12 protein-coding genes are annotated in these 12,471 nt (G+C 62.6%); 4 read left to right on the top strand and 8 right to left on the bottom strand.

The window, feature by feature from the left end:
• Window positions 1-24: 24 nt before the first annotated feature.
• Window positions 25-1,383 carry a Pup--protein ligase gene (pafA, locus tag QMA15_RS08710; RefSeq protein ID WP_007729869.1) on the bottom strand — a complete coding sequence of 453 codons (1,359 nt, stop codon included), beginning with the start codon at window positions 1,381-1,383 and terminating at the stop codon, window positions 25-27.
• Window positions 1,384-1,527: 144 nt separating this feature from the next.
• On the opposite strand from pafA, the gene QMA15_RS08705 reads away from it, so the two are divergent.
• Window positions 1,528-2,946: a phosphatase PAP2 family protein gene (locus tag QMA15_RS08705; protein WP_290283978.1), complete on the top strand. Its 1,419-nt coding sequence runs from the start codon at window positions 1,528-1,530 to the stop codon at window positions 2,944-2,946.
• Window positions 2,947-2,983: 37 nt separating this feature from the next.
• Here the strand turns inward: QMA15_RS08705 and prcA are convergent, their stop codons facing one another.
• The 4 genes from prcA to dop all read right to left on the bottom strand — a co-directional run bounded on the left by prcA (window position 2,984) and on the right by dop (window position 6,464).
• Window positions 2,984-3,751 carry a proteasome subunit alpha gene (gene prcA / locus QMA15_RS08700; protein ID WP_019748514.1) on the bottom strand — a complete coding sequence of 256 codons (768 nt, stop codon included), beginning with the start codon at window positions 3,749-3,751 and terminating at the stop codon, window positions 2,984-2,986.
• Window positions 3,748-4,626, bottom strand: coding sequence for a proteasome subunit beta (gene prcB, locus QMA15_RS08695; protein ID WP_019748515.1), 879 nt, complete (start codon window positions 4,624-4,626; stop codon window positions 3,748-3,750). Before prcB ends, prcA begins: the two co-directional genes overlap by 4 nt.
• Window positions 4,623-4,817 (bottom strand): ubiquitin-like protein Pup, encoded by a 195-nt coding sequence (locus QMA15_RS08690; protein ID WP_003944925.1) that lies wholly within the window; start codon window positions 4,815-4,817, stop codon window positions 4,623-4,625. Before QMA15_RS08690 ends, prcB begins: the two co-directional genes overlap by 4 nt.
• Before the next feature lie 147 nt (window positions 4,818-4,964).
• Window positions 4,965-6,464: a depupylase/deamidase Dop gene (gene dop, locus QMA15_RS08685; protein ID WP_019748516.1), complete on the bottom strand. Its 1,500-nt coding sequence runs from the start codon at window positions 6,462-6,464 to the stop codon at window positions 4,965-4,967.
• Window positions 6,465-6,522: 58 nt separating this feature from the next.
• Between dop and QMA15_RS08680 the strand changes: the two genes are divergently transcribed.
• On the top strand, window positions 6,523-7,080 hold the full coding sequence (locus QMA15_RS08680; RefSeq protein WP_020969670.1) for an NUDIX domain-containing protein: 558 nt from the start codon (window positions 6,523-6,525) through the stop codon (window positions 7,078-7,080).
• 82 nt (window positions 7,081-7,162) lie between these two features.
• Here QMA15_RS08680 and QMA15_RS08675 read toward each other — a convergent pair whose 3' ends face one another.
• Both QMA15_RS08675 and arc read right to left on the bottom strand, forming a co-directional pair.
• Window positions 7,163-7,840: a TIGR00266 family protein gene (locus QMA15_RS08675; protein ID WP_290283974.1), complete on the bottom strand. Its 678-nt coding sequence runs from the start codon at window positions 7,838-7,840 to the stop codon at window positions 7,163-7,165.
• A 118-nt stretch (window positions 7,841-7,958) separates the two neighbouring features.
• Window positions 7,959-9,734 (bottom strand): proteasome ATPase, encoded by a 1,776-nt coding sequence (gene arc / locus QMA15_RS08670; protein ID WP_003944870.1) that lies wholly within the window; start codon window positions 9,732-9,734, stop codon window positions 7,959-7,961.
• Window positions 9,735-9,929: 195 nt separating this feature from the next.
• Between arc and QMA15_RS08665 the strand changes: the two genes are divergently transcribed.
• Window positions 9,930-10,454: a hypothetical protein gene (locus QMA15_RS08665; RefSeq protein ID WP_290283972.1), complete on the top strand. Its 525-nt coding sequence runs from the start codon at window positions 9,930-9,932 to the stop codon at window positions 10,452-10,454.
• Window positions 10,455-10,518: 64 nt separating this feature from the next.
• Here QMA15_RS08665 and QMA15_RS08660 read toward each other — a convergent pair whose 3' ends face one another.
• The gene (locus QMA15_RS08660; protein ID WP_007729892.1) at window positions 10,519-11,442 is read right to left on the bottom strand and encodes a tRNA (adenine-N1)-methyltransferase; all 924 of its coding nucleotides are present in this window, start codon (window positions 11,440-11,442) and stop codon (window positions 10,519-10,521) included.
• Between QMA15_RS08660 and QMA15_RS08655 the strand changes: the two genes are divergently transcribed.
• Complete coding sequence (locus QMA15_RS08655) at window positions 11,410-12,471, top strand: RecB family exonuclease (protein WP_031333396.1); 1,062 nt, start codon at window positions 11,410-11,412, stop codon at window positions 12,469-12,471. The genes QMA15_RS08660 and QMA15_RS08655 overlap by 33 nt on opposite strands.

The raw sequence follows: 12,471 nt of genomic DNA, 5'->3' as shown, positions 1-12,471 counted from the left end.
TTGTAAATCGTGAAAGTGGGTGACCTACATCGAAGCGATCAAACGCTCGACACGCTCGTCGACGGAACGGAACGGATCCTTGCAGAGCACCGTTCTCTGCGCCTGGTCGTTGAGCTTGAGGTGAACCCAGTCGACCGTGAAGTCCCTGCCTGCGGCCTGGGCGGCAGTGATGAAGTCGCCTCGCAATTTGGCGCGCGTGGTCTGCGGCGGATTCTCGACGGCATCGTCGATCGTCTCGTCCTCGGTGACCCGCTTGACCAAGCCCTTTCGCTGCAGCACGTCGAAGACACCCCGGCCGCGTTTGATGTCGTGGTACGCCAAGTCGAGCTGCGCGATCTTGGGATCGGACAGGTCGAAACCGTGACGGTCCTGGTAGCGCTGGAACAGCTTGCGCTTGATGACCCAGTCGATTTCCGTGTCGACCTTCGCGAAATCCTGAGCTTCGACGGCATCGAGGGTGCGACCCCACAGGTCGACTACCTGCTCGACCTGCGGGTCCGGTTCGCGGTTACGCAGGTGTTCGACTGCCTTGGCGTGGTATTCGCGTTGAATGTCGAGGGCACTGGCCTGACGACCACCAGCTAGACGGACAGGCTTTTTACCCGTCACGTCGTGACTCACCTCGCGGATGGCACGAATCGGGTTGTCCAAAGCGAAATCGCGGAACGAAACCCCGGCTTCGATCATCTCGAGCACGAGTGCTGCAGAACCGACCTTGAGCATCGTCGTTGTTTCGGCCATGTTCGAATCGCCGACGATCACGTGCAGTCGGCGGTACTTCTCGGCGTCGGCATGCGGTTCGTCGCGGGTGTTGATGATCGGACGCGAGCGCGTGGTCGCCGACGAGACACCTTCCCAGATGTGTTCCGCACGCTGCGAGAGGCAGAACGTCGCGGCCTTCGGCGTCTGCAGCACCTTGCCGGCGCCGCAGATCAACTGGCGCGTGACGAGGAACGGCAACAAGACATCCGAAATGCGGGAGAACTCACCGGCGCGCGCGACGAGAAAGTTCTCGTGGCATCCGTACGAGTTTCCGGCCGAGTCGGTGTTGTTCTTGAAGAGGTAGATGTCGCCGCCGATCCCCTCCTCGGCGAGTCTCGCCTCGGCGTCGATCAGCAGTTCTTCGAGCACTCGCTCACCGGCACGGTCGTGATTGACCAACTGGATGAGGCTGTCGCACTCTGCGGTCGCGTACTCCGGGTGCGAACCCACATCCAGGTACAAGCGGGCTCCGTTACGGAGGAAGACATTGGAGCTGCGACCCCACGACACGACACGACGGAAGAGGTAACGAGCAACCTCGTCGGGGCTCAGTCGCCTGTGCCCGTGAAAGGTGCAGGTAACGCCGAATTCCGTCTCGATACCCATGATTCGTCTCTGCACACTTCGACACTACAACCAGAATGCGAGGTTCACCCGTGTACTTCGATCGCGTCGTAAGTCACGACTCGACAACGTCGGGCGGCGGCATAGTGTGACGGTGTGAGCCTTATTCGCCGAAAAGTTGTCCGAAGCGACGTCAAAGTCATGGAAAGCACTGGAGCACTGCGCCCTTCCGTGCTCGACCCGACCATGCGGTTTCTCTCCAGAGCTGCCGATCACGGCGTTTTGTGGATGGTTGTCGCGGCCTTGCTCGCGATGATCGGTGGCCGCCCCAGGAGGGCAGCGGCACGTGGGATGCTCACGCTGGCAGGTTCGAGCGCGCTGGCCAACGGCATACTCAAGCCCCTCTTCCCCCGCCGGCGCCCACCGGCGCGTGTCTGGCTGAGCCCGAAGCGAGGCGTCGACATTCCGACGTCGTCCTCGTTCCCCTCCGGGCATTCGTCTTCTGCCGCGGCATTCACCGCGGCAGTGGCCATGGAGTCCCCGGCGGCGGGCGCCGCACTCGCGCCACTGGCCGCAGCAGTGGCGTACTCACGCGTTCACAACGGAGTGCACTGGCCGTCCGACGTCTTCGCAGGCCTCGCGGTCGGCGGCGCAATCGCTGCCGGCACACGTCGTTGGTGGGCGGTGCGAGACGAAGAACCCGCCGAACTCGGACCCGAGTGTGTGGTTCCTGCGCTCGCGCGCGGAGAAGGCTTGTTGGTCTTCACCAATCCTGGTTCAGGCTCCGAGGACGACGGGATCGTGGAATCGATTCGAGAACTGCTACCGGAGGCCATCGTCTACGAGTTCGACGCGGACATCGACTTCGACATGCAGATCGATGCCAAGATCCCCGAACTCTCGCCGAAAGCGTTAGGAGTATGCGGCGGCGACGGAACAGTGGTCACGGTCGCGACCGCGGCGACAAAGCACGAGCTACCACTTGCGGTCTTTCCCGGCGGAACGTTGAACCATTTCGCCCGCGACGTCGGGGCGGTGAATGTCGAGGAGACCGCACAGGCAGTCGAGTCCGGTCAGGCGGCATTTGTCGACCACGCGGTGGTGCGCACGGATTCCGGAGTGACTGCACGGTTTCTCAACACAGCCAGCCTGGGCGGATACCCGGACGCTGTGCGTCTGAGGGAAAAGTGGGAACCGCGTTTCGGTAAGTGGCCGGCCGCTGGTGCTGCAATGATCCGGGTTCTCGCAGCGGCAGAGCCGATGACTGTCACCATCGACGGGAAGCGGACCACCATCTGGATGCTGTTCGTCGGAAACGGGCGATACTCCCCCGCTGATCAGGTGCCGATGTCGCGTCCGGAGATGAACCGTGGACTGCTCGACGTCCGCTACTTGCGCGCGGACAAGAAGTTCTCGCGTTCACGCCTGCTGTTTGCTGCTGCCACAGGAACATTGGGCAGCTCGCGGGTCTACGTTCGCGAACTCGTGTCCTCGATGTCGGTTCGAGTGGCCGATTCACCGGTCGCCATCGCCACCGACGGTGAAGTGGTGGCAGACGCGCGCCGGTTCGATTTCGACACCGAACCGGGCGCGGTGGCCGTCTACAGAATCACTCAGTAACCCCAGACCTGCAGTAACTCCCAGACCGACGCAGCAACTACGAGGGTGCGTCGCCGTTTGCCGGCGGCGCGTCCTCAGTTGCTGCCGGAGTTGGAAGCATCTCTTCCAATGCCGAACCAGCGATTCTTTTGAACGCACGGCGTGGACGGTTGCTGTCGAGAACGGCAACCTCGAGTGCACTCACATCGAGTGTTCGCGGTTCCGCCTCAGTAGTTCCGGCCGGCGCCGGACCGCCCTTTTGAAGCGCCCCAACCGCGAGCCGCACCGCGGATTCGAGGTCGAGGTCTCGCTGGTAGGACTCGCGCATCGCCGTCACGATCGGTTCGGTTGTACCGCCCATGACCACGAATTCCTGCTCGTCCGCGATGGAACCGTCGTACGTGATCCGGTAGAGCTGAGCCGGCGTACTACTCCCGAAACGGCCGATCTCGGCAACGCAGATCTCGACCTCGTACGGCTTGGGCTGCTCGGTGAAGATCGTTCCCAAGGTCTGTGCGTACGCATTGGCGAGGGAACGCCCCGTGACGTCCCGACGGTCGTACGAGTACCCACGCATGTCTGCGTGGACGATGCCCGCGCGGCGCAGATTCTCGAACTCGTTGTACTTGCCCACTGCCGCAAATCCGAGACGGTCGTACAGTTCACTGACCTTGTGCAGCGCCCTCGACGGGTTCTCGGCGACAAAGAGCACTCCGTCGCGGTAGGTGAGAACGACGACGCTGCGTCCGCGGGCAATTCCCTTGCGCGCCAATTCCGAACGATCGCGCATGATCTGTTCGGCTGATGCGTAGTACGGCATCGTCATAGCGCAGACTCCCCTTCCGGACTCGCTGTCGCAGTACGAGCCGCGACGATCTCCCTTGCGATCTCGGCAGCCTTGGCCGTCGACAACTCCACGGCACCGGCCGAGGTGATGGTGACCGCTGTCGGATAGATCCCGCGTGTCAGATCAGGACCACCGGTAGCCGAATCGTCATCTGCCGCGTCGTACAGCGCCTCGACTGCGAACCGAAGCGCGGTGTCCTCGTCGATTCCCGGGGAATACAGCTTCTTGAGCGCCGATTTCGCGAACAGGGAACCGGATCCGACTGCGTGATAGCCCGCGCGCTCCTCGTATCGCCCACCGACGACGTCGTAGGAGACGATGCGACCTGCCCTCGACGGATCGACCGCGTCCAGGTCGTAACCCACGAGCAATGGCACGACCGCCAAACCTTGCATCGCTGCTCCGAGATTTCCTCGAACCATCGACGAAAGTCGATTGGCCTTGCCGTCGAACGTGAGTGGGACGCCTTCGATCTTCTCGTAATGTTCGAGCTCGACCGCGAAGAGCCGGACCAGTTCGATTGCGATCCCGGCCGTACCGGCGATACCCGCAGCCGAGTAGTCGTCCGTGACGTACACCTTCTGCACGTCACGGCTGGCGATGAGGTTGCCCATCGTCGCTCGGCGATCACCAGCGAGCAGAACTCCACCCGCATAGCTGATCGCGACGATGGTGGTGCCGTGCGGAGCTACGTCTCCCCCGCCCATGACAACACCTCCTGTGTCGGCGAAGCGGTTCTGCGGAAGATGCTCCGGTGCATGCACCCGAAGGTATTCCGAGAATGACGACAGATTCGAGCCGAAGCTCAACCGTGTGTCCCCGTCGGTGATCCGGGGCGCGCGATCCACCGTCACTGGCCGCCCTTCTGGACATAGGCACGGACGAAGTCCTCGGCGTTCTCTTCCAACACGTCGTCGATTTCGTCGAGCAGGTCGTCGGTTTCTGCAGCGAGCTTCTCACGACGTTCCTGGCCGGCACTGCCGTCGCCACCAGTGGTTTCGTCGTCTTCGCCGCCACCGGCACGCTGCGTCTGTTCTTGAGCCATCGCCGTCGACCTCCTTGTGTGAAGGGAGCTCTCGCGAGCATCCTGTTCGGCCCAGCAGAGTCGGTAACTGATCCCGCTCGGACCTTCACCCTACCGAGCGGCACCGTCAGGTGTGGAGAGACGCGACGGCGAGCCGCATCAGCTGTTTCAGTGAGTGAGCTGATCAACCAGTTCCGCGGCGCTGTCAACGGAGTCGAGCAACGCTCCGACGTGCGCTTTGGTACCTCGAAGCGGCTCGAGGGTGGGGATGCGGATCAACGACTCGCCGCCGAGATCGAAGATGACCGAATCCCAGCTCGCGGCCGCGATATCGGCACCGAATCGGCGTAAGCACTCGCCACGGAAGTATGCGCGAGTGTCGGTGGGAGGGTTCGTGACCGCGTCGAGAACCTGCTGTTCGGTGACAAGCCGCTCCATGGAGCCGCGAGCAACCAGACGGTTGTAGAGGCCCTTGTCGAGTCGCACGTCGGAGTACTGCAGATCCACCAGATGCAATCGCGGAGCCGACCACGCGAGTCCCTCACGATTGCGGAAACCTTCGAGCAGGCGCAGTTTGGCCGGCCAGTCGAGGATGTTCGCGCACTCCATGGGATCGCGCTCGAGGAGATCGAGAACCATCGCCCACTTGGCGACGATATCGTCCGCTCGCGGATCACGATCCGCCTCGCGATCGAGGAACTTCGAGACACGTTCGAGGTAAATACGTTGCAGCGCAAGCCCCGTCAGTTCACGACCGTCGGCCAGCGCAACGGTCTTGCGAAGAGTGGGGTCGTGGCTGATGTGGTGGACGGCTGTGACCGGACGTGCCAGTTGCAGATCGGTGAGGTCGACGCCCGCCTCGATCAGGTCGAGTACCAGCGCGGTTGTTCCCACCTTGAGGTAGGTCGACATCTCCGCGAGGTTCGCGTCACCGATGATGACGTGCAGCCGGCGGTACTTGTCCGCATCCGCGTGCGGTTCGTCGCGGGTGTTGATGATTCCGCGCTTGAGCGTGGTCTCGAGGCCTACTTCGACCTCGATGTAGTCGGATCGCTGCGAAAGCTGGAATCCGGCCTCGTCGCCGGACTGACCGAGACCTACACGACCGGAACCGCAGATCACCTGCCTGGACGCGAAGAACGGCGTCAAGCCGGTCACGATCGAGGCGAACGGGGTGTCACGCGAGCAGAGGTAGTTCTCGTGCGTGCCGTACGACGCACCCTTGCCGTCGACGTTGTTCTTGTACAACTGCAACCGTGGGGCACCCGGCACGCTGGAGGCATGCCGCGCAGCTGCCTCCATCACTCGTTCGCCGGCCTTGTCCCAGATCACGGCATCGAGCGGGTCGGCGACCTCGGGGGCCGAATACTCCGGATGGGCGTGGTCGACGTACAACCGTGCCCCGTTGGTGAGAATCATGTTCGCGGCGCCGATCTCGTCCGCGTCGATGACCGGTGCAGGCCCGCTCATTCGCCCCAGATCGAAGCCTCGGGCATCTCGCAGCGGAGATTCGACCTCGTAATCCCAGCGTGTGCGCTTGGCCCGTGGCACGCCCGCTGCGGCGGCGTAGGCAAGCACCGCCTGGGTTGAAGTGAGAATCGGATTCGCCGACGGCTCACTGGGTGAAGATATTCCGTATTCGACCTCGACACCGATGATCCGCTGCATGACACAAGAGCCTATGTGATTGCGGCGCGGCACCCACAGGCGTGGCACAGTTGGAGGAATGCACCAACCTCTCACCGCAGACCTGAATCCCGCGGACGAGGTAGTCGCCGTGTACGACCGGACGGGTAATCCGATCGGCCGAGCACCACGTTCCGTCGTCTACTCGGGTGGGCTCTGGCACGCGAGTGCGGGCGTCCTGGTTCGCACCGGGGACGGCTCCCGCATCTACGTCCATCGCCGAACTGATACAAAAGCGGTGTTCGGGGGCTATCACGACTGTCTTGCCGGAGGTGTCGTTGATCCAGGTGAGACGCCGCAGGAAACCGCGATCCGTGAAGTCGGTGAAGAACTCGGAATCTTCGGAACAGCAGATCAGCCACTCCAACTGACGGAGATCGCTCGAATCTCCTGGGACGGCGAGTGGAACAACTCTCCGTTGCGCTGTCACCTGTTTGCGTTCGAACTCAGATACGACGGGCCGATGGCACATCAACCCAGCGAGATCGCCGAAGGTTGGTGGTGGACGCCGAAAGAACTCGGCGCCCACCTGCAGGACCCGTCGTGGCCGTTCGTTCCGGACTCACGCGCGCTGCTGGCCGACTATTGCTGGAGCTGAACACCGCTGGAGTTGAACACCGCTGGAGTTGAACACCGCTGGAGTTGAACACCGCTGCGACTGAACACTGCCGCGACCGTGATCAGCCCGGGGTGATCGCCGAGAGCCAAGCAGCAAACGCGCTGGGGTTGCGGGTCTGCGCGAGAACGCGTCCTGGGCCGGTGAAGTCGAAGACAAATCCTTCACCGGACTTCATCGACTGAATGGTGCGCCCCTGAACGGCGCGCCGCATGTTGAAGTTCATCCCGAGGTCGTAGGCGACCACGTGACCGGTATCGATCGTGACCATCTCGCCTGGCTGCAAGTCGATGACGTCGATCGCGCCGTAGACGGCCAGCACTACTTCACCGTCGCCACTTGCCCGCAGACCGAATCCACCCTCACCGCCGAAGAGGTTGGACATGCCTCCCCACTTGGACTCGACGGTCACGCCGTAGGAGTTGGCCAACCAGGTTCCACGGTTGAGGAAGAACGGGCGATCGGACGTGATGGTCAGTGGGATCAGATCGCCGGGAAGCACGCCGGTCACGTCGACCCAACCACCTTGCGGCGGAGCGGTATACGTCGTGACGAAAAACGACTCCCCACTGAGCATCGACCGCTTGAGTCCCTGCAGGACGCCGCCCTGCGCCTTCGCTTCGAGAACTACGCCGGCGGAATGCGCGAGCATTGCCCCGCTCTCCACGCGCAGCGGTTCGCCGGGCGCGAGGTAGCAGCGAGCGACAGTGGACGACGGATTGTGTCGAAGATGTATCTGCACGGCGGGACTCTAAACCAGCGCGACCGACCGGTCCAATCGCAACGGAGGGAACGGCAGCGACGCACAGATCGGGCCGACGACTCCCGTGGAGTGGCCGGCCCGATCGGTGTTGGTTTCGCTACAGGTACTGGCCCGTGTTCGACTCTGTGTCGATCGCGCGGCTGGCACTGGCGTTCTTACCGGTGACGAGAGTGCGGATGTAGACGATCCGCTCACCCTTCTTGCCCGAAATACGTGCCCAGTCATCAGGATTGGTGGTGTTGGGCAGATCCTCGTTCTCGGCGAACTCGTCGACGATGGAATCGAAGAGGTGCTGCACACGCAAGCCAGGAGCACCGGTGTCGAGTACCGACTTGATCGCGTACTTCTTGGCGCGGTCGACGATGTTCTGGATCATCGCACCCGAGTTGAAGTCCTTGAAGAACAGAACTTCCTTGTCGCCGTTGGCGTAGGTGACCTCGAGGAAACGATTCTCTTCGCTCTCCGCGTACATGCGATCGACGACGCGAACGATCATCGCCTTCAAGCATGCGGTGCGATCGCCACCGAACTCGGCGAGGTCGTCCGCATTGATCGGCAGACCGTCCACCAGGTACTTCGAGAAGATGTCCTGAGCGGATTCCGCGTCGGGGCGCTCGATCTTGATCTTCACGTCCAGTCGGCCCGGACGCAGGATGGCCGGGTCGATCATGTCCTCACGGTTGGAAGCGCCGATGACGATGACGTTCTCGAGCCCTTCCACACCGTCGATCTCGCTGAGCAGCTGCGGGACGACCGTTGTCTCCACGTCGGAAGAGACTCCCGAACCACGGGTACGGAAGATCGAGTCCATCTCGTCGAAGAAGACGATCACCGGCGTCCCCTCGGACGCCTTCTCACGAGCACGCTGGAAGATCATCCGGATGTGACGCTCGGTTTCGCCGACGAACTTGTTCAGAAGTTCCGGGCCCTTGATGTTCAGGAAGTAGGACTTGGCGTCCTTGCTGTCCTGACCGCGAGCTTCGGCGATCTTCTTGGCCAACGAGTTGGCGACGGCCTTGGCGATGAGCGTCTTACCGCAACCAGGCGGACCGTAGAGCAGTACACCCTTCGGCGGCCTCAGCGAGTACTCGTGGAACAAGTCCTTGTGGAGGAACGGGAGTTCGACGGCATCACGGATCTGTTCGATCTGACGCCCGAGACCACCGATGTCGTCGTAGTGAACATCCGGAACTTCCTCGAGAACCAGATCTTCGACCTCGGCCTTCGGGATGCGCTCGAAGGCGTACCCGGCCTTGGTGTCGACAAGCAACGAGTCGCCCGGACGCAGTTTCCTGGTCGGAGAATCGGCGTCGTACGCGATGATGTCGGCTTCGGGGTCGGCGAAGACGGCTGCCAACGGCGCTGCGAGCCAGACGATGCGCTCTTCGTCGGCATGACCGACCACCAGTGCGCGCAGTCCGTCGTCGAGTACCTCACGGAGCGTGCTGATCTCACCGACCTGCTCGTAGGTGCCGGCCTCGACGATGGTGAGTGCCTCGTTGAGGCGCACCGTCTGTCCGAGGGCAAGGGTGTCCGTGTCGATGTTCGGTGAGCACGTCAATCGCATCTTGCGACCCGACGTGAACACGTCGACGGTCTTGTCCTCGTGTACCGAGAGAAGGACTCCGTAACCGCTCGGCGGCTGACCGAGTCTGTCGACTTCTTCACGAAGTGCGATGAGCTGCTGACGGGCCTCCTTGAGGGTGTCCATCAACTTGCTGTTTCGGATGGACAGCGAGTCCACCTTCGACTCCAGCTCACGCACCTGCTCCGGCGATTGTGCAAGTTGTCGGCGCAGTACTTGTGCTTCCACTCGTAGCGCGTGGAGTTCTTCTGCTGCCGCAACCGAATCCGGGTTCTCTGTCGAGCTCATGTGCGTCTCCTCCCAGTGCGATCCATCAACGCTACCGGCATAAGGCCCCAAGTGTCGCCAGACACGGTGCGCGAGTGCGAATTCACACGTGAGTACGGACCGTGCCGACTGGTCTCGAGCCAGGTTTTGGTCATGTTAGCCTTGCCTACAAGATGGAGACAGCGCCTGTCTCTCTTTACAACGAAAGGTAACGCTGTGATCATCCGCAAGACTCTCATCAGCGCTTGTGCCGTCGCTGCCGTCCTGACCATGGGTGCATGCAGCTCGGACGACGACAAGGATTCGACGGCTGCCAGCTCGACTTCGGTCGCCGCCTCGAGCACCACGGCCAAGGCCTCGGCTTCCGCTACGACGCCTGCTGCCGCTGCCGCAACGGCTCCGACGGCCGAGGAGCTCAACGCTTCGCTCGTCGCTCTGATCGATCCGGCCAAGCCGATCGAGGAGAAGACCGCTTTGGTCGTCGACGGAACCAAGCGTCAGGCCAACATCGAGACGATGAGTGCTGCGCTGGGCGGTAACCCGGCCTACGCGATCGCGTTCAACGTGGACAACGTCAAGGTCGACGGTCAGACCGCAACCGCAGACGTCGCCGTCGTCAGCCCGCACGGCGCCGCACCCGCCACCCCGTGGACCTGGGAGCTCGAAGACGGCTCCTGGAAGCTGTCCGACACCTCGGCATGCGTGCTCCTGGAAATGGGCCGCGCTTCCTGCACCGCATAACTTCCAGCTACGACAAGAGCGGCGATCCGGAATCCGGATCGCCGCTCTTGTTGATTTCGTATGACTACTTGGCTGCCGTGTTCGAGCCCTTGCCCGCGCGCCGCTGCGGCTTCGGGGTGACCGTTCCTTCGGCCAGACGACGAGCGCTCACGAGGAACGCGGTGTGGCCCTGCATCCGATGCTCGGGACGCACCGCCAATCCGACGACGTGCCAACCGCGCACGATCGATTCCCACGACCGTGGCTCGGTCCAGCATTCCTGCTCACGCATCGCTTCGACGACTTTCGAGAGCTGAGTAACGGTCGCGACGTAGACGATCAACACGCCGCCTGGCACGAGCGCCTTCGAGACGGCGGGCAGGACGTCCCATGGAGCCAGCATGTCGAGTACGACGCGATCGACCTTGCCGCCGTGCGCTTCCGGATCGAACTCTGCCAGATCGGCGATGGTCAGTTCCCAGTTCGGCGGACGTTCACCGAAAAAGGTCTCGACGTTGCGAACCGCGTGTTCGGCATGATCGTCGCGAACCTCGTAGGAGATGACCTTGCCCTCGGGTCCGACGGCACGCAGCAGTGAACACGTCAGTGCGCCGGAGCCGGCTCCGGCTTCGAGCACGCGCGCTCCTGGAAACACGTCGCCTTCGTGGACGATCTGAGCTGCGTCCTTCGGGTAGATGACCTGTGCACCGCGCGGCATGGACAGCACGTAGTCGACCAGTAGCGGACGCAGGGCGAGATAGGGCGTGCCGTTGACCGACTTGACGACGCTGCCCTCGTCGGCGCCGATCAAATCGTTGTGAACGATTCCGCCCTTGTGGGTGTGGTACTCGCGGTTCGCCTCGAGCACGATCGTGTAGTGGCGTCCCTTGCCGTCGGTCAGCTGGACCCGGTCGCCGACGCGAAACGGCCCCGACGGCCGCTTGCCCGGCGCAGTGAGATCAGCTTCCGGAAGCTCTTGTTCGGGAATCTCGGCGACAGCGGACTGCACAACCTCATCCACTTCGGTCGTGCCTTCTTCTGGTTGCAGCTCGTTCGCCATGCGCAGATGATCCCTGTTCGCTTGTTTCCGGTGTCCTCGCCACCGGCTCCGACGGAGTTGTCGGACCAACCGCATAGCCTGCCAGGTGTGAGCTCTGTCGAATTGCCAACCCCCACTCCAACGGGTGCAACATCACAGGAGCGCCCGCGTAGTCGGCCGGCGCTCTCTCCTTCGCGTGCGGGTGACTACAAGCAATGCCCCCTGCTCTACCGGTTCCGAGCGGTCGACAGAATTCCGGAAACACCTACCAGAGCCCAGGTCAGAGGCACCGTCGTCCACGCGGCCCTGGAAGCGCTGTTTGCACTCCCCACCGGTCACCGGGTTCCCGATCGCGCAGCCGAACTCGTCCGTCCCGCGTGGGAACGTGTCAGTGCCGAGTCTCCCGAAGCGGCTGATCTGATTCCGGAAGACGAGCTGGACGCGTTTCTCGGCGAAGTCGGCAAGCTCGTCGCGACGTACTACACGCTCGAAGATCCCACTCGATTCGATGCCGAGGCGTGCGAGGTCTACGTCGAGACCGAGTTGGAGAACGGCGTTCGACTCCGCGGCTTCGTCGACCGGATAGACGTTGCACCGACCGGTGAGGTGCGGGTGGTCGACTACAAGACCGGAAAGGCACCCCGCGAGTTCACCGAGTCCAAAGCGCTCTTCCAGATGAAGTTCTACGCGCTCGTACTACTGCGCACTCGCGGAATCGTTCCCGCGCAACTGCGCCTGATCTATCTGGCCTCCGGCTCGATTCTCACGTACGCCCCGGATCACGACGAGCTCATTCGATTCGAGCGGACCCTCTCCGCCATTTGGAAAGCGATTCTCGCAGCAGGTGCGACCGGAGACTTCAGACCCAAGCCTGGCAAACTGTGCGACTGGTGCGATCACAAGTCACTGTGCCCCTCGTTCGGCGGAACACCACCGCCGTATCCAGGTTGGCCGGACCTGCTGAGCACCGAACCTGTTGCTGCAAAGGAGAATTCATAA

The organism is Rhodococcus sp. APC 3903 (assembly GCF_030407755.1).
GTDB lineage: Bacteria > Actinomycetota > Actinomycetes > Mycobacteriales > Mycobacteriaceae > Rhodococcus_F > Rhodococcus_F erythropolis.
The sequence above is the reverse complement of the archived record's forward strand: the minus strand, read 5'-3'. Positions and strand labels throughout refer to the sequence as shown.